The sequence below is a fragment of the Volucribacter psittacicida genome (assembly GCF_004339025.1).
Taxonomy (GTDB): Bacteria; Pseudomonadota; Gammaproteobacteria; order Enterobacterales; family Pasteurellaceae; genus Volucribacter; species Volucribacter psittacicida.
Map to the genome: position 1 here is coordinate 429,065 of NZ_SMFT01000002.1, position 21,581 is coordinate 450,645.

The 21,581-nt window shown below is 37.5% G+C and carries 16 protein-coding genes, 1 tRNA gene and 1 pseudogene; 10 read left to right on the top strand and 8 right to left on the bottom strand.

What is annotated here, in order from left to right:
- Positions 1–33 precede the first annotated feature (33 nt).
- Both EV694_RS05335 and EV694_RS05340 read right to left on the bottom strand, forming a co-directional pair.
- Positions 34–963, bottom strand: coding sequence for a site-specific integrase (locus EV694_RS05335; RefSeq protein ID WP_132690286.1), 930 nt, complete (start codon positions 961–963; stop codon positions 34–36).
- Positions 964–1,160: 197 nt separating this feature from the next.
- A complete protein-coding gene (locus EV694_RS05340) occupies positions 1,161–1,697 on the bottom strand; it encodes a restriction endonuclease subunit S (protein ID WP_132690288.1) in 537 nt (178 codons plus the stop codon).
- Between the two features lie 43 nt (positions 1,698–1,740).
- On the opposite strand from EV694_RS05340, the pseudogene EV694_RS05345 reads away from it, so the two are divergent.
- Positions 1,741–2,244: pseudogene (locus tag EV694_RS05345) on the top strand (restriction endonuclease subunit S); the annotation flags it as partial.
- A 73-nt stretch (positions 2,245–2,317) separates the two neighbouring features.
- Here EV694_RS05345 and EV694_RS05350 read toward each other — a convergent pair.
- The 6 genes from EV694_RS05350 to plsB form a co-directional block, all read right to left on the bottom strand.
- Positions 2,318–3,916 (bottom strand): type I restriction-modification system subunit M, encoded by a 1,599-nt coding sequence (locus tag EV694_RS05350; RefSeq protein ID WP_132690292.1) that lies wholly within the window; start codon positions 3,914–3,916, stop codon positions 2,318–2,320.
- A 46-nt stretch (positions 3,917–3,962) separates the two neighbouring features.
- Positions 3,963–5,195 carry a restriction endonuclease subunit S gene (locus EV694_RS05355; RefSeq protein WP_132690294.1) on the bottom strand — a complete coding sequence of 411 codons (1,233 nt, stop codon included), beginning with the start codon at positions 5,193–5,195 and terminating at the stop codon, positions 3,963–3,965.
- A complete protein-coding gene (gene rhuM / locus EV694_RS05360; RefSeq protein ID WP_132690296.1) occupies positions 5,188–6,201 on the bottom strand; it encodes a RhuM family protein in 1,014 nt (337 codons plus the stop codon). The genes EV694_RS05355 and rhuM overlap by 8 nt, the downstream gene beginning before the upstream one ends.
- A 9-nt stretch (positions 6,202–6,210) precedes the next feature.
- Positions 6,211–9,447: a type I restriction endonuclease subunit R gene (locus EV694_RS05365; RefSeq protein ID WP_132690298.1), complete on the bottom strand. Its 3,237-nt coding sequence runs from the start codon at positions 9,445–9,447 to the stop codon at positions 6,211–6,213.
- On the bottom strand, positions 9,444–10,004 hold the full coding sequence (locus EV694_RS05370; protein ID WP_132690300.1) for a restriction endonuclease subunit S: 561 nt from the start codon (positions 10,002–10,004) through the stop codon (positions 9,444–9,446). Before EV694_RS05370 ends, EV694_RS05365 begins: the two co-directional genes overlap by 4 nt.
- A gap of 245 nt (positions 10,005–10,249) precedes the next feature.
- Complete coding sequence (gene plsB / locus EV694_RS05375; RefSeq protein ID WP_132690302.1) at positions 10,250–12,673, bottom strand: glycerol-3-phosphate 1-O-acyltransferase PlsB; 2,424 nt, start codon at positions 12,671–12,673, stop codon at positions 10,250–10,252.
- Positions 12,674–12,916: 243 nt separating this feature from the next.
- Here plsB and lexA point away from each other — a divergent pair, with 243 nt between their 5' ends.
- The 9 genes from lexA (at position 12,917) to EV694_RS05420 (ending at position 21,456) form a co-directional block, all read left to right on the top strand.
- Positions 12,917–13,552 (top strand): transcriptional repressor LexA, encoded by a 636-nt coding sequence (lexA, locus tag EV694_RS05380; RefSeq protein ID WP_132690304.1) that lies wholly within the window; start codon positions 12,917–12,919, stop codon positions 13,550–13,552.
- A 116-nt stretch (positions 13,553–13,668) separates the two neighbouring features.
- Positions 13,669–15,660 carry a transglycosylase SLT domain-containing protein gene (locus EV694_RS05385; RefSeq protein WP_132690306.1) on the top strand — a complete coding sequence of 664 codons (1,992 nt, stop codon included), beginning with the start codon at positions 13,669–13,671 and terminating at the stop codon, positions 15,658–15,660.
- 35 nt (positions 15,661–15,695) lie between these two features.
- Positions 15,696–15,995, top strand: a complete 300-nt coding sequence (trpR, locus tag EV694_RS05390) for a trp operon repressor (protein ID WP_132690308.1) — start codon at positions 15,696–15,698, stop codon at positions 15,993–15,995.
- Positions 15,982–16,704, top strand: coding sequence for a monofunctional biosynthetic peptidoglycan transglycosylase (gene mtgA / locus EV694_RS05395; RefSeq protein WP_132690310.1), 723 nt, complete (start codon positions 15,982–15,984; stop codon positions 16,702–16,704). The genes trpR and mtgA overlap by 14 nt, the downstream gene beginning before the upstream one ends.
- Positions 16,705–16,710: 6 nt before the next feature.
- Entirely contained in the window at positions 16,711–18,636 is a 1,926-nt protein-coding gene (locus tag EV694_RS05400) for a DNA topoisomerase III (RefSeq protein WP_132690312.1), read from the top strand.
- A gap of 142 nt (positions 18,637–18,778) precedes the next feature.
- Positions 18,779–19,123, top strand: a complete 345-nt coding sequence (secG, locus tag EV694_RS05405) for a preprotein translocase subunit SecG (protein ID WP_132690314.1) — start codon at positions 18,779–18,781, stop codon at positions 19,121–19,123.
- A gap of 12 nt (positions 19,124–19,135) precedes the next feature.
- Positions 19,136–19,220 (top strand) — tRNA-Leu (locus EV694_RS05410).
- Between the two features lie 346 nt (positions 19,221–19,566).
- On the top strand, positions 19,567–19,797 hold the full coding sequence (gene acpP, locus EV694_RS05415) for an acyl carrier protein (RefSeq protein ID WP_111301362.1): 231 nt from the start codon (positions 19,567–19,569) through the stop codon (positions 19,795–19,797).
- Positions 19,798–20,121: 324 nt separating this feature from the next.
- Positions 20,122–21,456, top strand: coding sequence for an anaerobic C4-dicarboxylate transporter (locus EV694_RS05420; protein ID WP_132690316.1), 1,335 nt, complete (start codon positions 20,122–20,124; stop codon positions 21,454–21,456).
- Positions 21,457–21,581 lie beyond the last annotated feature (125 nt).

Sequence of the window (21,581 nt, forward strand, 5' to 3'; positions counted from 1 at the left end):
GACAATAATGCGTTACATTGTCAGGTTTTTTCATCAACTTAATCCTGCCAATGATCGCATTACTAAATCCACATCACGATTTTCTAATTCTTGAATGATGTGTAAATAGGTCTTTTGTGTCGTTGTCATACTTGAATGCCCTAAACGCCTTGCTACACTGGCAATAGATACCCCTGCAAATAATAACAGAGAAGCGTGAGTATGCCTTAAACCATGTAAGGAAATAGTGGGTAAATTGGCTCGTTTGCAATGGCGAAAGAGTACATCATTTACCGTTGAATTATAAATTTTCTGTTTACCTACAAAAATAGGGGCATTTTCTGGCAATGCTTTGATAAGTTGAGAAAATTGAATAATGGTTTGCCAGTCTAATTGAATTTTACGCACAGAAGAACGATTTTTAGTGGGTAAAAATCCACCATCGCCTTTGTAATCCCAAGTTTTACTAATGGATAAAGTTTGCCGAGAAAAATCAAAATCATTGGGAGTTAATGCAAGGGCTTCTGAAAATCTTATACCTGTTTTGGCGACCAACATAATAAACCAATCCCAATTAAGTTGTTGATCTAATTTTAAATGACTAAGTAGGGTATGGAGTTCAAACTGATTAAGGTATTTTGGCTTTTTTGCTTTTGGTGTTTTGCCCTTAATAATGGCTTTGCGTGTTGGATCTCGAGTAATAAGCCCCTCATCAACAGCATCTAAAATGGCCCCTTTAAGCTGATGATGAAAGTCCATAGTGGTTTGGCGTTCGTGCTGTAAAGCATAATCATTTAATAGTTGTTGATAGGTTGTGCGAGACAAATCACATAATCGGATTTTAGGAGCAAGTTTAATTAACCAATTATGGGTCATTAAATATTTTGCCATTGTAACAGGACGGATAGCTCCCTCCTTATAAACTTTTACCCAACGTTTATAATAAATATGAAATAATTCCTGTGTATGAATATTTGTTTGCATAAAACATTCTCCAGATAAATCAAAAAAATACTTAAAGATAATACACCCTATAAGCACCCTTAGGCATATCTATGCCCAAAACTAGATTAGAGTAATTTACCTAGATTGACCATTATTTAAGGATTTATTTCTTTATTTTTTAATTATTTTTGATTGATAGTTTAAATCTATTATAGGTTGAAGATTTTGGCATAATTCTAGCGGAATTTTTCCTTACGCTGATGAAGGGTAATAAGCTGATCGAGTTGGCTAAAAAAGTGACCGATTTTTTGTTGTTCGAGTAGAGTTGGAATAAATATTGGCATTTTCATCATTTGTTTCCCTGATATTTCAGCAAATGTAGAACCCGCTCCATTTATTTCACCATAACGTTTTAACTGAGGTGTTAAAGAAAAAATAAAGTAACTATCAAGTTGAGTTTTATTAGGAACTATAGATTGAAAACCTTGATTGGTGCAACCTTCTTTAGCCAATATAGCTGTATTTCCTATACCTGCACGAGAAGTAAAAAGAATTGTTCCTACAGGCAATAAACGTGCAGAGCTTTTTTGCAATCCTAATAAAGTTATTTTCTTTTGGCTATTTGATATATAGATTTTACTTCCTATTTCTTGTGGAGAATACCAATTAATATTTCCATTCCAATATTCATCAACTGTTGTACTTGGAGTACCACCTCCAATAATATCTGCCACTTCCCCCAACCTCCGCTGTTCCCAAGCGTCAGTATTTATAAATAAGACAAGTTAATAAAAAGCTAACGCTTGGGAACAGCGGAGGCTGGGGGAAATACTTAACGAACGTAATGAACAGATTCCCGAAAATATTGAATATCCTTTAATGTCTTTCGTTCAAGATATTGGTGTAGTACCTAAAAGTGAACGTTATGATCGTAGTTTCTTAGTAAAAAATGCTCAAAAGAAATATAAGAAAACTGAATTTGGTGATTTTATATACAGTTCAAATAATCTAGAAACAGGTTCAATAGGATTTAATCAAACTGGAAAAGCAGTTATATCTCCTGTTTATAGTATTTTTTATTCTAAAAATGAGTATGAAAGCTTATTTGTTGGAATTATGGCTTTACGTAAAGAATTTATATCTAAAATGGTTAAATGTCGTCAAGGTGTTGTTTATGGTCAGTGGCGTATACATGAGTTGGACTTTTTAAACATTAGAGTTAAAGTTCCATCAAGTAAAGAACAAAGAAAAATTATTTTATTTTTCAACCAGCTCGATCAGCTTATTACCCTTCATCAGCGTAAGGAAAAATTCCACTAAATACCTATAAAAAAGCCAAACTTATGATAGCTTTTAACTATTAAAGTTTGGCTTGAAAAATTAACAAGGTATTTTATTCTATTTCAACCCCTAATAATTTTAATTGCGCTTTAATTTCTTGCTCTAATTGGGCGATTTCTTGATTATCTTGTGCTAATTGTCGCATAACCTCATTAAGATCGATTTCCTCCTCTTCCTCAAAGGTGTCTACATAACGGGGGATATTGAGATTGAAATCGTTCGCTTTTATTTCATCAAAATCGGCTAAATACGCATATTTATCCACATTTTGGCGAGCTTGGTAGGTTTGAATAATTTTATTAATATGTTGTTCTGAAAGGAAATTTTGATTTTTTCCCTTTTCAAATTCATTAGAGGCATCAATAAATAAAATATCTTTATTGGTCTTATTTTTTTTCAATACTAAGATACAAGTTGGGATAGCCGCTCCAAAAAATAAATTTGCAGGCAAACCAATAACAGTATCAATATAATTTTTTTCAATTAAAACTTGACGAATATGCCCCTCTGCCGCCCCTCGGAATAAGACGCCATGTGGTAATACTACCGCCATTGTGCCTTCATTATTTAAATGGTATAAGCCATGCAATACAAAGGCAAAATCCGCTTTGGATTTAGGGGCAAGTTTGCCATAGGCATTAAATCTTGGATCTTTCAGTTTGCTTTCATTATTATCCCAGTTAGCGGAATATGGCGGATTTGCCACTACTGCATTAAAGGTTCTTGGGCGGTCAATACCCTGAGCATCAACGCCATCGGGCCAGTCGGATTCTAGTGTATTGGCATTTGACAAAGTCATATTAGAAAAACTTACGCCGTGCATCATTAAATTCATACGCGCTAAGTTGTAGGTGGTGGTGTTTAACTCTTGTCCGTAGAATTTAATTCGCCCTTGCTTTTTACCATCGGGTAATTGCTCGGATACAGTCAATAATAATGAACCTGAACCACAAGTTGGGTCATAAACGCTAAAGACTTGATTATCTTTGGCGATATCAAGGGTAACAATTTTAGCAAGAATTTGGCTAACCGCATGGGGAGTATAAAACTCTCCGCCTTTTTTCCCTGCGTTAGCGGCGAATTTACCAATTAATTCTTCATAAATTTCGCCTAAAATATCCCGCCCTTTTTCATCTTTATACTGAATATCGTTCACTAATAACACCACTTTATTTAAGGCTTTGGTGCGTTCATTAATGGAATTGCCTAAGCGTGAATCTCCTAGATTTAAATCATTAAATACCCCTCTAAAATCCTTGGCTGCCTCAATATTAATTTCTGTATTTTGGTTAAAACTATCAAAAATAGCTTGATAGTCGCTTGGGGCAATTTTATTTTGCTGGATTTTTTCTACCAACTGATCCCACATATGTTCAGGATTAATGGCATAACCTAATGCCGAAGCCATATCCTGCAAATAATCTTCTAAACCATCTTGCTCAACCGCTTTTTGATAAGCCTGTGTTAGGCTTTGTCCCTCTTTAACCTCAATAATATTGTTCTGGATTAAATATTGGGCTTGGTGTTCGGACAGATAGCGATAGAAAATAAAGCCGAGAATATAGTTTTTATATTCTTCCGCCCCCATATTGCCACGCAGTTCATTTGCCATAGCCCAGATTTGATTAGTGATTGTGGTTACTTTACTCATTTTATGCTCCGAAATAATAAAATTATTGACTTAAATTGTACGTGTATTAAACAAACATTTGCTGTAATAAGGATTTTTTCTGTTTTTTCAGGTTATCTAACTTACGCTGATGAAGGGTAATTAGCTGATCGAGTTGGCTGAAAAAGTGGCCGATTTTTTGTTGTTCAAAGATATTAGGTATTAAAAGATTAATAGTCATAAAATCACTAAAAGTAATATTTAATAACCCATCAGATCTTGCTCCTGAAGTTATTTTCTTTACTAGCTCTTTATCTAATAGTTTTGTTGCAAATAAGTATTCAATAAAAATTGGACTATTTTTATCTTTCATTTTAAAACTATGGTATACACGAGGAACAAGGGCTTGTTCATAGTCCTTTAATACAAAGACTGTACCGTACTTTGCCAATTTTGAATTACCATGGTTATAAGATAATTCTCCTTTAGAGAGTAACGTATAGTTTTTTTGCTCTTTACCTGCAATGTTTCCAGAAAATCTATCTCTTTGATCTAGCCAGCCTTTAGAAGCAGAAATGGTTAAGGTAGGTAAATCTGTAATTCCCCCATTTCCTTGTATTCTAATACTTATCTCCCCCAACCTCCGCTGTTCCCAAGCGTCAGTGAATTCTGGGAAGCGAATTTCAGGAAATTGGCTACCATTTTTAGGAAACATCTTTTGGAGTAAACTTTTTTTCAGTTTTTTGACGTTTTCTAACTTACGCTGATGAAGGGTAATAAGCTGATCGAGTTGGCTAAAAAAGTGACCGATTTTTTGTTGTTCGAGTAGAGTTGGAATAAATATTGGCATTTTCATCATTTGTTTCCCTGATATTTCAGCAAATGTAGAACCCGCTCCATTTATTTCACCATAACGTTTTAACTGAGGTGTTAAAGAAAAAATAAAGTAACTATCAAGTTGAGTTTTATTAGGAACTATAGATTGAAAACCTTGATTGGTGCAACCTTCTTTAGCCAATATAGCTGTATTTCCTATACCTGCACGAGAAGTAAAAAGAATTGTTCCTACAGGCAATAAACGTGCAGAGCTTTTTTGCAATCCTAATAAAGTTATTTTCTTTTGGCTATTTGATATATAGATTTTACTTCCTATTTCTTGTGGAGAATACCAATTAATATTTCCATTCCAATATTCATCAACTGTTGTACTTGGAGTACCACCTCCAATAATATCTGCCACTTCCCCCAACCTCCGCTGTTCCCAAGCGTCATTAAAACCGGGAAATCTTAATTTAGGCACTTTTTGATTATTATTAGTCATTTGATAATTCCTTTGTTTGGTGAATTAATTGATCAAAATCGGATTTAATCGGTTGAATTTTATTAAATTGCTGATATTCATCAAGGGCTTTTTGTTTTGCCATTTTTTGGCTTATTTTGCCTTTATCGGATAAGATTTGGTAGCGGTTAAATTGTAAAAAGGCATCAATACTTTCTGCAAAATCTTGCATTGAAAGCAAATTTTCTTCCTCTAATAATCGTTCCACATAGTCAAAATAGGCGGAAATACTGCGTTCCAGTCGGCGTATTTCCTCGGTGGATAAATAATTTTTCGCTACAGTAACATCTGAGGATAAAACCCGTCCGTCAGGGGCATTTTTCCAACTGGTTAAGCCCATATTGGGTTGATCTTTGTCCGCTTTTTGATACACAATTTCAGCAGCGGTTTTGCCTGTAATGGCATAATGAAATTTATTTTGTACGCTGGCATAAAATTGGCGTGTAATTTCTGCATTTTTATCGTAATCGTAGGAAATTTCGGCAAAAATATCGGTAATTTGTTGCCAAACTCGTCGTTCGCTGGCTCGGATACTGCGAACGGTTTCCACCAATTCACGGAAATAATCCTTTCCGAAAACCCTTTCGCCTTGTTTCATTCGCTCAACATCAATTTTAAAGCCTTTTTTAATGTATTCTTTTAAAATATCGGTCGCCCAAATACGGAATTTGGTGGCTTTTTGCGAATTCACTCGATAGCCCACAGAAATAATGGCATCAAGATTGTAATACTTTACGGCTTTGGTTTGAGTTTTTCCGATCATTGCACCGTGTTGAGTGGTATGTGCAATTTCTGCAACAACCACTTTTTCATCTAACTCTTGGGTGTCAAAGATATTTTTAAGATGCCTTGAAATAGAAGTTCTATCCACATCAAAAAGCTGAGCAATGGCTTTTTGCGTTGCCCAAATGGTTTCTTCTTTGGCAAGTACTTCAATGGGGCTGTCATCGCCATAGAGTAAAAATTGGATTTCATTATGCTTTGCCATTGATGCCTCCTAATATTGGGTGAGTTTATCCGCTAATTGCCCAATAGCGTTGCGTAATGCAGTGCGGTATTTGATTTTACTAAGGGCTTGGACTTCGCTATCCGTTGCTAAAACTTGATAATGTTCAACCCCTTGATTAATTATCTTGGTAACTGCTTTGGTGTCGTCCAAATCCTGCTGCCCATATTGATGATGAGCAAATAATTGGCGTAACCCAGCGCTACTCACAATATCAGTAATGCCCCAATGATTGCGAAAATCGAGTAATTGCCGATCAAGAGTAATAGTACTTGCCTGCTCCAATACTTGATTTAATTCGCCGTCTTTTAAGCGATAGTTGCCCTCAAAAGGTTCAGTTGGGTATTCTTTGTTAATAATGGCTTGGGTAGCTTGGCGAATTTTTTGTGCATAGGCTAAATCCTCTAAGCCGTTGGCAAATTGTTCAATATTAGCTTTGGTTTGTGCCACTTGTTCGCTTTGTTGTTGATGGACTTGGTTAATTAATTGCTCAAGCAGTTCTGTGAGGTAATCGTAATTGACTCTGACATCTTTCACATGCGACATTCTTAGCTCAATTTCGGCTACGGGAATGTGTTTGATTTTGGCTAGATGTTGCTTTAATTCTCCTGCTAACACTGTCGTCAAGTTTCTTTCTTGCGCCTCTGTCATGCCTAATTGTTCAATCAAAGCATCAGGGTTATCGTAATCAAAGCCTTCAATATATTCCCCAATTTGCTCTGGGCTATATTGTTTTAATTTAGCGATATGAATATTGTATTGACGCAGTTCCTCTAAGAACGTTTCCTTTTGATTTTCACTTTTTGGCAATTCCATAAAAGGCTCTTGCTCGCTGTTTTTGCTTAACTCTGCCAAGGTTTCCACAATCTTTTTGGTTTCGGCTAAGACTTCATTAAAAGGTTTTGCCAAAATACCGTCTTTCTGGTTAGTGCGTTTACGCTCTTCATCGGAAAGATGAGCGGAATTTTTATTGGCATAAATGGCAAGGGCTTCATTCATCAAGCGTTCGTTTTGTACTGGCCAACGGTAATTGATAATTTGTCCAAAGGGTTTTTCTTGCATATCGGCGATACGATTGGTGCGTGAATAGGCTTGAATTAAGCCTGCACCTTTTAAAATACGATCCACATAAAGGGTATTGAGTTCAGGGGCATCAAAGCCTGTCAATAGTTGATCCACCACTATCACTAAATCAAGGTAGTTTTTATCTACACAGGTTTTATTTAAGCGACTCATCACATCTTGCGTATATTCCGAAACGCTGTCTAAGCCAAATTTGGTATTAAATTGTTGATTATAATGATCGATGGCACGATGTAAGGCTTGGTTGCTTTGGGTCATACTGTTGTTATTGCTGGTATTTAAACTAAAAGTAATGGCGACTTTTAACGTAAATTTTCCCAATTCCGACCGCACTTTATTGACTCGTACAAACTCATCAAAATAACGCATAGCCAAAGGCGTACTTGCTCCGCCACCGCTGACGTGAGTGGTTAATAAGGCGTTATATTTGCCATCATTGGAACGGTTACGCCAATTTTGAAAAATATCCTCCACTACTTTTTCTACGTGTTCAGGGGTTTCATCGTAAAAATTAGGGTGTAAACTGCGTTCAATTTTTTCCCCTTTGCTGATTTTGCGATTGCCCTCGCTTTTGCCAAATAAATCCGCTTGCTCAAATTCCTCTTGGCGAATGGCTTCTAGCTCTTGTTCAATTTTTTCATCGTTCCAATCAGGCTGTTCTTGCTTTAACAAGGCGCGCATATCTACGGTGCTTTTAAAATCCACTTTAAAGCCCAATACATTGCGATCGGCAATGGCTTCTCGAATGGTGTAGGCGTGTAATAGCTCGCCAAAAATATCTTCAGTGCGTAATCCTTTGGTGGTGTTGTCAAACATTGGCGTACCTGTGTAGCCTATCCAAACGGATTTTTTAAAGGCTGCCTGAATAAGTTCAAAGCCCTCACCAGCGGTAGAACGGTGGGCTTCGTCCACCACAAACACAATGCGTTTATCAGGGGCAACAAATCCTTTGGATTTCACCAATTTCAATAATTTTTGCACACTGGTAACAATAATATTGTTGCTTTTTTCCTTGAGTTTTTTGCGTAAATCTCGAGTATTGTTAGTATTTTGTACCGATCCCCAATTATCTTCATTATTATCGGGGTCATAGGCTTGATAATTTTCAAAAGTTTGTTTGGTTAGGGCAATGCGATCCACCACAAACACCACTTTATCCACGTTTGGCAAACGGCTTGCCAGCCAAGCGGTTTTAAAACTGGTAATGGTTTTACCGCTACCTGTGGTATGCCAAATATAGCCGAGCTTTTTATTGCTAAATTCAAAATCCCAAGGTTTCAGTTTATCTAATACCGCTTGGGTGGCATAAACCTGATAAGGACGCATCACTTTGAGCATTTGTTTGTTTTTTGTGCCGTCCAAAATCATATAATTGGTTGCCATTTGATGCGCCATAGGAATACTCAGCATTGAATTCGCAAACTCTTTCCAATGACGAACAACGGTATTATCGTTTTTGCGTTGCCAATTAAAGGCAAAATCTTTGTTAAATTTATCGGCGGTGGTATTTGCCATATATTTCACATTATTTGGTGCAACCGCCACTAAAATTTGTACCGTAGAAAAAATATCACGATATTGATTTTCTAACGCGTATTGGTGCATTTGGTTAAGTGCATCATTCACATCAACGGTATCTTTTTTCGCTTCAATCTGAATAATTGGCAAGCCATTGATTAATAAGGTAATGTCAAAACGTCTGTTTTGCTTACCTGCTATCGTTGCGGGGCGTTCAATTTGATTAACAATTTGATAAACCGTATCGCCTGCACCAATTTGTTTTTGATCGAATACCGTTAGAAATACATGGCGACCATCTTCTAAATCCACTGCAACCTGTGAAATGCCATTTAAACCGTATAAAAATTGCCCAGCTTGGTAAGGGGTGCGTAAATTGCAAATTTGCGTTTTGACTTGTTCAAATTCATGTACACTCAATGGGTGATGAAGAATATTTTGATTTAAACGTTCTAGAATTTGTTTAAAGTTCTGCCAAAGTTGCTCGGTGGTTTTGATTTCTGATTTATATTCCCAGAGTTGTTCTGTTAAAAAATAGCTTGGAGTCGGCTCTGCTACGCTATTCGTTGCGATTTTTCCTGTGCTTAAGTAACTGATTAATTGTGTTTCAAATTCAAATTCTGTCATTGTTTTACTCCTTTTAATTGATTAAGTATGATGGTGGTTTGTAATTTGGCGACTCGCTGTTGCAAGGCTTGAATCCGTAATTGCTTAAAATAGATCTCGCCCATTAATTGCTGTTTTTCTAAGGGGGGTAAAGGGGGAAGTTCTAGTTCTTTAAGCTGTTTGAGCGTATATTTTTGTACACTTGAACCTTGTAAATTCATTTGTAATTGACGGCGAATATTGGCATCTTCATTGAGTAAAAAAATCAAATATTTGCCATTAATTGGAGAGGAAGGGATTAATTTTACATAGTTTTGTGTCAATAAATAACCTTGATGTCTGGCTCGCACTTGGCTTGCTCGCCCAGAAATTAAACTGAATACAATATCGTCCGTTTGGACAGTGATGAGTTTATCAAAGGTTCGTACCCGCTTACCTTGATAATCCTGCCCCATATCAATCAAATCATTTTCCAATTCTGCTTGCCCATAATAACAATAGTATGGGGCGTGAATATCAGTGCTTTCTTGAATACGGAATTGGGGAGAGCCGCTGTAAAATTCAATTAATTTTCTCATAATAAAATTGTGCCTTATTGAAATCACAATTTGAATTTTATATGAAATTTATTGTAAAGCAAGCGTTTTTTATTATAGTCGTTTCAATTTAAAAGAAGACAAGGCGGTACATCGAAGACAGTACAAGTAGTATGGCGAGGCGTGCCAACGCTGTATTATTTTAAAGTGAGGCGACGATAACCATAAAAAAACGGCAAAACAAAATGCTTTACCGTTTCTTAATCATAGCCGTTTTATATCCTAAATCACTCCCCTTTTTCCACCGCACTTTGAATGGTTAAAATCACCTCAGGGGAGATCATTTTGCTTAATATATTGGCGATGTCATCGACTTTCTGTACGACAGCGTATCCATTTTGATCAATGTATTCATTGGCTTTTAGGCTGGCAATAAAGGCAGAAAAAACCGCTTTATCAAAAAATTCAGGAGCGTTAATGCCATGTAATACCGATAAGCGTTGTGCAATGGATTGGCTTTCTTTTTCAAGACTTGCACGACTAATATGCGGATCCGCTTGCAATAGGCTTAGGGTAATATAATAGCGTTGTAAAATTTCACGCACACCTGCTGACCAAAGTTGCAAGGTTCTCACTTTAGCTTTATTCAGGCTTAATAATTTGTCATTCTCTTTAATTAGCTGTTGACGTTGTAATTCATTGATAATCTGATCAATATATTGATTTAACTGATCCTGCGGTAAGTGCATAAATAATTCATTTTGTAAGAATGGATAAATTTTATGTACCGCTTCTAAAACCAGTGGTTTTTGAATGGCTTCATAATGTAGCACAATACTGGCGACCAAGGCTGGCAATACAAACAAATGCTGAATGTTGTTGCGATAATAGGTCATTAATACCGCGGAATTACGCTCTAAGCGTACAATTTCGCCAAAATTATCTTTTTCTATTAACACTCCTACACGATCAAGCCCTAACACGTGATCTAGCATTTGTTGTGGGGTTTCATTAGGAATAATCACATCCGCAGAATAAGGCACATTTTGTAAAAATTGTTGATAACTATCAAGCTGCTCTAATAACTGTTCCTGTGATAATGCCCGTTGGCGAGAAGAAAGCAACGCTGTTCCTGTGAGGTTCATAGCATTAACCGCTGCCGCATTATTAATATGGATCATCACTTGATTTGCCACGGAATCTACTGCTTGAGCAAACCAAGCTGGGCGTTCTTCCGTTTGTTGTGCTTCTTTCCATTCAGGATAATGCTGATTGAGGTAATTATTAAGTTGAATAGGCTCGCCAAAATTCACATAGCCTTTGCCTAAATTACGCAATTTTTTGATAACCCGTAATACCAAGCCTGCGTTTTCTTTCTCTTTCGCTGCCCCTCGCAATTCTTTGGCGTAAGTATCCACTTCAAGGACGTGTTCATAACCAATATAAACGGGCACAATAGAAATGGGGCGTGTTTGCCCTTGTTGTAAAGCCTGCAAGGTCATTGACATCATACCCGTTTTAGGGGCAAGTAAACGCCCTGTGCGTGAACGTCCTCCCTCAATAAAATATTCCACCGAATAACCACGATGAAATAATTCGGCGAGGTATTCACGAAAAATGGTGGCATATAAGCGGTTGCCTTTAAAACTGCGGCGAATAAAAAATGCGCCCCCGCGTCTAAACATGCCGCCTACTGGCCAGAAATTCAGGTTAATCCCTGCGGCAATATGGGGTGGGAATAAGCCTTGATGATATAACACATAGGATAATAATAGGTAATCAATATGACTACGATGACAAGGCACATAAACAATCTCGTGTCCCTCGAGGGCAAGTTTGCGTACACGATCGGCGTGTTCTACCGAAATACCTTGATAAAGTTTATTCCAAAGCCAGCCTAAAAAACGATCTGCCATACGCAAGCCTTCATAGCTTACATTTGCAGCAATTTCATTTAGGATTTTTTTTGCCTCTTGGGTGGCTTTTTCTGGCGTTATTTTTTTATTTTGTGCTTCATCAGCAATGGCAGCAAGAATAGTTGGCGATTGCAATAATTTATTAAACATTGCCTCACGATTAGGCAAACGAGGACCGGTGGCTGAAATCCGTTGTTTAGAGAAATGAATTCGTGCCACCCTTGCTAATTTTTGTGCGATCTTTTTATCTGCACCATATTTATTTACCATATAACGCAGAGAAACCGCTTGCGAAAAACGCACAAAGGTATCGCTTCTAAACCAAGCAATAGAAATCAGCTTGCGAATACCACTCACTAATCGTAAATCAGGTAAACCTGTTTGTTGTTCATGCCCTGGGGCTCGTCCCCATAATACTGAGGCTGGAATAAGCTGAACATCTAATTGGGTTGAATGATGATGTAATTCTAAATAGCGATAAAATACCTGTTCCGTTTCTTTTTTTGCCCCTTTAGAGCGAAAAATGCGGCGACCTTCATCAAGAAAAACAAAGCGAGGTAAGCTCACGCCATTAATTTCATTATTTTCTAAAGGATCAGGTAAGCCAACATTGAGGCAGTTTTTGCGGAAAATTAAGAGATCGGTTTGAGAGGTATAGGGTAAAACATAAACAAAGGGTTGGGAAATATCTAAACCCAGTTCTTCAATGGGCGAATTAGGAATAGGGTTATTTTTGACTAATAATGTTAATGGAAAATCTAATATTTTCCGATAAAGATTCAAACATACAGACATAATAATATCCATTACTGTTTCATTAAAAACGAAATACGATAAATCAAATATTTCAATGATCGCTAGACATAAAATGGCGGTAGTCTAGCATAAAACGAAGCATTAAGCAGAATACAAATATCAGGAATTCAGGCTTAAATCACATTTTATTGATAAAAATCCATAATTAATGATTGCAATACAGTGTTTTTACTGTATATTATGACAGATAAAAATGTATAAAAAGACAGTTAAGGAGTGATTATGAAACCCTTTAAAGCCCTCACTGCTCGCCAACAAGAAGTCTATGATTTCCTTAAGCATCATATAGAATCAACGGGAATGCCACCCACTCGAGCAGAAATTTCAAGAGAACTTGGCTTTCGGTCGCCAAATGCCGCAGAAGAACATTTAAAAGCCTTAGCACGCAAAGGCGTGATTGAAATTGTTTCTGGTACATCAAGAGGCATACGCTTATTATGGGAGCAAGAGGACGCAAACGAGGAGGAAGGCTTGCCTTTGATCGGGCGTGTTGCCGCTGGTGAGCCGATTTTAGCCGAGCAACATATTGAAGGCACTTATAAAATCGATCCTGATATGTTTAAGCCCGCAGCAAGTTTTTTATTGAAAGTTTATGGCGAATCTATGAAAGACATTGGTATTTTAGATGGCGATTTGCTGGCGGTGCATAGCACAAAAGATGTGCGTAATGGACAGGTGATTGTGGCAAGAATTGATAATGAAGTGACAGTAAAACGCTTTGAACGCCAAGGTTCGCTCATTTATTTACACGCTGAAAATGAAGATTTTGAGCCAATCGTCGTCAATTTAGCAGAAGAACCTTATTTTGAAATTGAAGGTATTGCGGTAGGTATTATTCGTAATAATGCTTGGATGTAAAAGCACTAAATAAAAAACTTTTTAAAAATTGACCGCACTTTATCAATAAATAGGTAACCTATTCAAAGATCGCACAGCGTAACCACTGACATCAAATAAAGTGATTGAGGAAAAGAATGAAATACAAAATCTTATGGGCGAGTTATTTATGCCTATTATTTCATCATACTGTTCAGGCTGAACCTATTCAAGCAATAAAGCAAGATGAGGTTTATCAAAAACTCAATCAAATTATTCAGCAAAATCAAAGCCAAGGGACTCTAAACTTGGTAGAGAATATGTTACCTGAATTAAAAAATTATCCGCTTTATCCCTATGCACAATTTCAGTTACTCAATGCCAAAGCACAACAGAATCAGTTCAATGTGGCAGAAATTGCACAATTTAACCAGCAATACCCTGATTTGCCTAATTATTTTGTAAGTACCTTAACCACAAACTGGTTTAACACACAATTTAATCAGCAACATTGGCAAGCTATTGTCGATAATCAAGAGCGATTAACTGATTCTGTGGCAAATCGTTGTTTGCTTATGCAAGCTGAAATTAATTTAACCTCAAAAGAGACCGCACTTCTCAGTACGGCACAGCAACAAAACATACAACAATTATGGCTAACTGGGCAAAATTTACCCACAAATTGTGCTTCATTGGTGGCATTATGGCAACAGCAAACACCGCTTAGTACGGCATTGATTACTCAACGTGCAATATTGGCATTTCAGCAAAAAAATACGGCGTTATTAAATCAGTTAGTCGCCTTAGCACCAGAAAATACTTGGTTAAAAGATATTCAACAACTGTTACAACGCCCGCAAAGATTGCCTGATTTTGCTGAAAAGGCAGAAAATAACGCCGATAATCAAGCTATTATTTTAGCGATTTTTCCCACATTTATACGCCAGTTAGGCGAAGATCAATGGACAATCAGTGAAAATCCTTTTGCCCCTTATCAAGTTTGGGCAGATAAATTTGCTCTAACGGAGCCACAAGTTAAGCAATGGAAATCCCAATTTCTTTGGCAAATTTTTGATAGTGATATTGCCTTATTGCAACAATGGCGAGATCAACAAATCTTACAGCTCAAAGAAGATCGCCAAACCGAACGCCGTATTCGTTTAGCGATTCGCCAACAACAAGATCTTTCGCCTTGGCTTGCTGTATTATCAGATAATGCTAAACAAAGCCAAGAATGGCGTTATTGGCAAGCCTATACGTTACAAAAACAAGGGAAAAAACAGCAAAGCGAGCAGATTTTAAAAGCCTTGAGCCAACAACGTGGCTTTTATCCTATGCTTGCGGCTCAAGAGTTAGGGATTGTTTATCATCCTAATATGGCACAAATTCGCTCACAAGTTAGACAACAAACAAATTTAAACGCATTTCAAACCGCACTTCAGCGAATCCAAAGCCTTTACCAACTTGGACAACAAGCAAATCAACAACAGATCAACCGAGAATGGTGGGCGTTATTAAGCTCAGCTGATAAATCTCAAAAACTTTTACTTAGTGAATATGCCAATCAACAGCAATGGTTTGATTTAGCGGTTGAAGCCACTATTCAAGCAAAGGCTTGGGATTATTTAGCCTTGCGTTTACCCAATGCTTATTTAAATTGGTTTGACTTACAATTAAAAAATAATCCGAAAATTGACCGCACTTTTGCTATGGCAATCGCACGACAAGAAAGTGCGTGGAAATCTTATGCTCAATCTTCAGCAAATGCTCAAGGTTTAATGCAATTATTGCCCACAACGGCACAAGCCACAGCGAAAAAATATCAGTTACCTTACTGGCAACAAGCACAATTATTCGATCCTTTCTATAACATCATGCTTGGTACAGCCCATTTGCAAGAGCTTGCCGAACGCTATGGCGAAAACCGTATCCTTATAGCTGCCGCTTATAATGCAGGCAGTTCTCGAGTGGATAATTGGTTAGCTCGTTCACAAGGAAAACTCACTATGGCAGAATTTATTGCGACCATTCCTTTTTATGAAACAAGAGGTTATGTGCAAAATGTGCTGACTTATGATTATTATTATCAAATTTTACAACAAAAACCTTTGATAAAATTCAGCAAAACAGAATATGATCGATTATACTAGTTAAATAGTATCAGTCTGATCATAGGGAGAGCAGAATGTATTTAAGCCGTAATTTAGCACAATGGGAAGCCTTTATTGATATCTTAGGTCGTGCCGTCCAAGAGGGAAAAGAACAAGAATTACTGACCTTATTATTAACCCCTGATGAGCGAGATTCCGTTGGATTACGATTGCAAATTGTGAAGCAGTTACTCGATGCCCATACTTCACAACGAGAAATTCAGCAAAATCTTAATACCAGTGCGGCGACCATTACCCGAGGTTCTAATATGATCAAAACAATGCCGCCTGAATTTATTCAATGGATTAAGCAACAGTTGAATGAGCAAGCATAAGAAAAATATTTCTCTCAGTTTTACCATTAAAAAATATCTATGCCGTATCATTGGGTACGGCATAGCATTTGTTGTGCTATGTACCTTATTACTACGGGTTGTTCCTGTCCCTTTCTCTGCCTATATGCTACAGCAAAAAATGAGTGCTTGGTTACAAGGGGATATTAGTTATCAGCAGGATTATCAATGGGTAAATTTGGACAACATTGCTTGGCAAATGCAACTTGCGGTGATTGCGGCTGAGGATCAGAAATTTTTTGACCATTATGGTTTTGATTGGCAAGCAATAAAAAGTGCGGTAAAAAATAATCAAAATTCATTACGTTTGCGTGGTGGTTCAACGCTTTCGCAACAGACCGCCAAAAATTTATATTTATGGCATGGGCAAAATTGGTTGCGCAAAGGGTTAGAAGTGCCGACAACCTTATTATTGGAAAGTCTTTGGTCAAAACAGCGTATTTTGGAGGTCTATCTTAATATCGCAGAATTTGGCGAAGGTATTTTTGGCGTGGAAGCGGCGAGCCAGCATTATTTTAACAAATCAGCGAAACAATTAAATCAACAAGAATCGGCTTTACTTGCAGCGGTTTTGCCCAATCCTATTATCTATCAAGTTAATCGTCCAAGCTCTTATGTATTACGTCGCCAAACTTGGATTATACAACAAATGAATCAATTAGGCGGCAAGGCTTTTTTAACTCAAAAATAAGAGATTATGCGATTATTTATAGCAGAAAAACCCAGTTTAGGACGTGCGATTGCCGAAGTTTTACCCAAACCACATCAGCGTGGTGAGGGTTTTATTAAATGCGGTGAGCAAGATTATGTTACTTGGTGTATTGGGCATTTATTAGAACAAGCTGAGCCTGATGCCTATAATCCCTTATTTAAACAATGGCGTTTGGAGCATTTACCCATTGTGCCTGAACAATGGCAATTAGTGGCGAAAAAAAATACCGCCAAACAACTGAAAATTGTTACCAAACTGATCCAACAAGCCGATGAAATCGTTAATGCGGGCGACCCTGATCGTGAGGGACAATTATTAATTGATGAGATTTTTAGTTATGTGAAGTTACCTAGTGAAAAACGTGCCAAAATAAAACGTTGTCTTATTAGTGATCTGAACCCCAATGCCGTTGCAAAGGCGATTCAAAAATTACAGCCTAATCAAAATTTTGTGCCTTTAGCCACTTCTGCCCTTGCTCGTTCAAGAGCGGATTGGTTATATGGTATTAATATGACAAGAGCTTTTACTATTCGAGGGCAACAAACAGGCTATAAGGGCGTGCTTTCCGTTGGACGTGTACAAACGCCAGTCTTAGGGCTTATTGTGCGCCGAGATCTTGAAATTGAACATTTTCAACCCAAAGATTTTTTTGAAGTGTTAGCTCATATCCAACCTTCGCCAACGCACAATGAACAACATCAAGCCTTTTCTTTTACGGCATTATGGCAACCGAGTAAAGCCTGTGAGGATTATCAAGATGAAGAGGGGCGTGTTTTATCTCGTCCGTTAGCGGAAAATGTGGTAAAACGTATTACCGATCAACCTGCTAAGGTAACGGATTATAGCGATAAACGAGAAAAAGAAATCGCCCCTTTACCTTATTCGCTTTCCGCCTTGCAAATTGATGCGGCAAAAGGTTTTGGGTTATCGGCACAAGACGTCTTGGATATTTGTCAACGTTTATATGAAACCCATAAATTAATTACCTATCCTCGTTCTGATTGTCGTTATTTGCCTCAGGAACATTTTGCTGAACGACAGGCAGTAATAAAGGCGATTTCCTCTCGTGTAAGTGAATACCAACGCTTGCCAGATGTTGTGGATATAACACAAAAAAATCGTTGTTGGAATGATAAAAAAGTAGAAGCGCATCACGCCATTATTCCCACCGCAAATCATCGCCAAGTGTCGCTCAATCAACGAGAAATGCAAGTTTATCAACTCATTGCTCGCCAATATTTATTACAATTTTGTCCTGATGCTGAATATCGCAAAAGCCGTATTACGTTAAATATCGCTGGGGGAACCTTTATTGCACAAGCGCGTAATTTGCAAATTGCAGGTTGGAAACAATTATTAGGCAAAGAAGATGAGGATCAGCAAGCGGAACCACCGCTACCTGAAGTGAAAAAAGGCGATATTTTACATTGTGTAAAAGGAGAAATTGTCAGTAAAAAAACACAACCGCCAAAGCCTTTTACTGATGCGACTTTGTTATCAGCAATGACAGGTATTGCTCGTTTTGTACAAGATAAAGCCCTTAAAAAGATTTTGCGAGAAACCGATGGTTTAGGCACAGAAGCCACCAGAGCAGGTATTATTGAATTACTCTTTAAGCGAGGGTTTTTATATAAAAAAGGGAGAAATATCCATAGCACAGAAGCAGGGCGAGTGCTAATTCAGGCGTTACCTGACATTGCAACGCAACCCGATATGACCGCACATTGGGAATCACAACTGACCAGTATTAGCCAAAAACAAGCAAGCTATCAAGATTTTATGAATATGCTATTAAGTATGCTACCAAATTTACTTAACTATGTAGATTTTCAAGCCTTACGCCAATTAAGCCAAGTGAACTCAAGCTCACAACGCCCAAATAAACAAAAGACAAAAGTAAAAGTGCGGTAGAAAAATAAAAAATTTTGTTTAAAATAACACCAATTAATGATTCTAAATGGAAAACCACTTGCGAAGTAGTAAGGCTTTCGCTATCATTCCGTCCCTAGAATTAAGTTTCTTATAATTTATCGAAAAAAGAGAAAGAAAGAGAATGTATCACGCTTTATTAATTGTTTATTTAATTGTCGCCATTGTTCTTATTGCCTTTATTTTAGTGCAACAAGGCAAAGGTGCTGATGCAGGCGCTTCTTTTGGTGGCGGAGCTTCAGGAACCGTTTTCGGTGCAGCGGGATCAGGAAATTTCTTATCTCGTACTACTGCGATTTTAGCTATCGCTTTTTTCGTGATCAGTATTGTTATTGGTAATATTAATTCTCATCGTAATAATGTTCAATTAGGCACATTTGACGATTTATCACAAACAGCGGAACAAATAGAACAACATAAAACAGAAGTTCCTGTTGAAGAAAACCAAAATAACGATATCCCACAATAATGACAGAATTAAGCACTGGTGGTGGAATTGGTAGACACGCTATCTTGAGGGGGTAGTGTCGCAAGACGTGCGGGTTCAAGTCCCGCCCAGTGCACCAAATTAAAGGCTCTATTTAGAGCCTTTTTTACTTTCTATCTTATTTATCTCTGTTTTAAAATCACACCTATTGGTACGCCTCTCCGTACTCTTTGTAATATTTTCGGCGTATCGCCTTATCTTATTTTAAATTGAAAGGGCTATATTTAGGAAATAAGGAATGACAAAAGCGCTTAGTTAAGCTAAAATCTACTGAGCTATGTAACTTTTGGTTATGTATGCTGAAATCAAAGTTTCAATTCTAAGTGGTAAAACCAGCGAATTCAGGGTTGCAGCTTTGACGATTAATACATAAACTACTTAACTCATCGCAATAAGCGACATTTATACTAAATAGGGAAAAACAAATGAGTATTGAAGAACGCGTAAAAAAAATTATCGTTGAACAATTAGGCGTTAAGGAAGAAGAAGTAAAACCAGAAGCTTCTTTTGTTGAAGATTTAGGTGCTGATTCATTAGATACTGTTGAATTAGTGATGGCTTTAGAAGAAGAATTTGATATTGAAATTCCTGATGAAGAAGCTGAAAAAATTACAACTGTTCAATCAGCCATTGATTATGTACAAAATAACCAATAATTAATGATTAAGGCGGGATTATCCCGCCTTAGTTTTATTTGTTATCTAATCATTCCTATCATTAAATTCATTCTTTTGTTTTCATCTCCAGCATAGTGATATCGTCGTTTCAATTTAAATAAGACAAAGCGACACGCCGAAAATAGTACAAAGGGTACGGCGAGGTGTGCCAACGCTGTATTATTTTAAAGTGGGACAACTATAATTTGATTTAGATAAACTTTTTCTAACAAAAATACACAATTCCTTACTAAACATATTGAATAATAACTCCATTTAGTTATGATTATCCGCAGTGATATTTCTAATTTTCTTGAGGTTATTATGCTTTATCTAGAGTTTCTTTTTCTGATTTTAATGCTTTATATTGGTAGCCGTTTTGGTGGGATCGGTTTAGGCGTGATTTCTGGTATCGGCTTAGTCATTGAAGTCTTTATCTTCCGAATGCCTGTGGGGAAAGCGCCTGTGGACGTGATGCTGATTATTTTAGCCGTTGTGACCTGTGCTTCCATTTTAGAAGCCGCAGGAGGGTTAAAATATATGCTACAAATTGCCGAACGGATTTTAAGAAGTAACCCTAAACGTGTTACTTTCCTAGGGCCTATTGTTACTTATCTTATGACCTTTATGTTAGGCACAGGCCATTCCGTTTATTCTATTATGCCAATTATTGGCGATGTGGCACTCAAAAATAATATTCGTCCAGAACGCCCAATGGCAGCAGCATCCGTTGCCTCACAGCTCGCTATTACCTCAAGCCCTTTAGCCGCCGCAGTAGCGTATTATCTGACACAAATTGCGAAAATACCGGGTTATGAGCATATTAGTCTATTAAATATTATTTCCGTTACCATACCCGCCACTTTTCTTGGAACACTCGCCATCTGCTTTTATAGTTTACGTCGTGGTAAAGAGTTACAAGATGATCCAGAATACCAACGTCGCTTACAAGATCCTGTTTGGCGTGAACGAATTATGAATACCACCGCCACATCCTTAAATGAAACCTTACCCGCTTCTGCGAAGCATTCTGTGTATTTATTCTTACTTTCTCTTGTCGCCGTTGTGACGATTGCGATGCTTCCAGACGTGCGTACTATCGGCGATAGTGCTAAACCTATCTCAATGTCATTAGTGATTCAAATGATGATGCTTGCCTTTGGTGGAATCATTTTGGTATTGACAAAAACCAACCCACAAACCGTCCCTAACGGTGTCGTTTTTAAATCGGGTATGGTGGCTTGTATTGCGATTTTTGGGATTGCTTGGATGAGTGATACCTATTTCCAATATGCAATGCCAGAATTTAAGGCCGCTGTTACCTCAATGGTAGAACATTATCCTTGGACATTCGCTTTTGCCCTTTTTGCGGTTTCTGTTGTGATTAATAGCCAAGCGGCGACTGCCGTTATGATGTTACCTGTGGGAATTGGATTAGGTTTACCTGCGCCATTATTAGTTGGCTTATTACCAGCCACTTATGCTTATTTCTTTATCCCAAATTACCCATCAGATATTGCTACCGTCAACTTTGACCCAACAGGCACCACAAAAATCGGTAAATACTACTTTAACCATAGCTTTATGGTGCCGGGCTTAATCGGCGTCGTGGTAGCTTGTTTTGTCGGCTATTTTGTGGCTCAAATTGTTATTAGCTAAGGCTATTGAACTTGATGAGAAAAGTGCGGTAAAAATTACCGCTCTTTTTTATCTCGGTCTTTCTTAACTTATCATTTATAGTTGTTCAGCCTTAATAATTTGCTAGAATGAAACACTTTTATTTC

Excerpts from the sequence above, each read along its gene's own strand:
- EV694_RS05335 (WP_132690286.1), bottom strand. The coding sequence starts at position 963 with ATGCAAACAAATATTCATACACAGGAATTATTTCATATTTATTATAAA.
- EV694_RS05350 (WP_132690292.1), bottom strand. The coding sequence starts at position 3,916 with ATGAGTAAAGTAACCACAATCACTAATCAAATCTGGGCTATGGCAAAT.
- EV694_RS05385 (WP_132690306.1), top strand. The coding sequence starts at position 13,669 with ATGAAATACAAAATCTTATGGGCGAGTTATTTATGCCTATTATTTCAT.
- EV694_RS05420 (WP_132690316.1), top strand. The coding sequence starts at position 20,122 with ATGCTTTATCTAGAGTTTCTTTTTCTGATTTTAATGCTTTATATTGGT.
- trpR (WP_132690308.1), top strand. The coding sequence starts at position 15,696 with ATGTATTTAAGCCGTAATTTAGCACAATGGGAAGCCTTTATTGATATC.
- EV694_RS05365 (WP_132690298.1), bottom strand. The coding sequence starts at position 9,447 with ATGACAGAATTTGAATTTGAAACACAATTAATCAGTTACTTAAGCACA.
- EV694_RS05355 (WP_132690294.1), bottom strand. The coding sequence starts at position 5,195 with ATGACTAATAATAATCAAAAAGTGCCTAAATTAAGATTTCCCGGTTTT.
- rhuM (WP_132690296.1), bottom strand. The coding sequence starts at position 6,201 with ATGGCAAAGCATAATGAAATCCAATTTTTACTCTATGGCGATGACAGC.
- EV694_RS05370 (WP_132690300.1), bottom strand. The coding sequence starts at position 10,004 with ATGAGAAAATTAATTGAATTTTACAGCGGCTCTCCCCAATTCCGTATT.
- EV694_RS05400 (WP_132690312.1), top strand. The coding sequence starts at position 16,711 with ATGCGATTATTTATAGCAGAAAAACCCAGTTTAGGACGTGCGATTGCC.
- acpP (WP_111301362.1), top strand. The coding sequence starts at position 19,567 with ATGAGTATTGAAGAACGCGTAAAAAAAATTATCGTTGAACAATTAGGC.
- lexA (WP_132690304.1), top strand. The coding sequence starts at position 12,917 with ATGAAACCCTTTAAAGCCCTCACTGCTCGCCAACAAGAAGTCTATGAT.
- plsB (WP_132690302.1), bottom strand. The coding sequence starts at position 12,673 with ATGTCTGTATGTTTGAATCTTTATCGGAAAATATTAGATTTTCCATTA.
- secG (WP_132690314.1), top strand. The coding sequence starts at position 18,779 with ATGTATCACGCTTTATTAATTGTTTATTTAATTGTCGCCATTGTTCTT.
- mtgA (WP_132690310.1), top strand. The coding sequence starts at position 15,982 with ATGAGCAAGCATAAGAAAAATATTTCTCTCAGTTTTACCATTAAAAAA.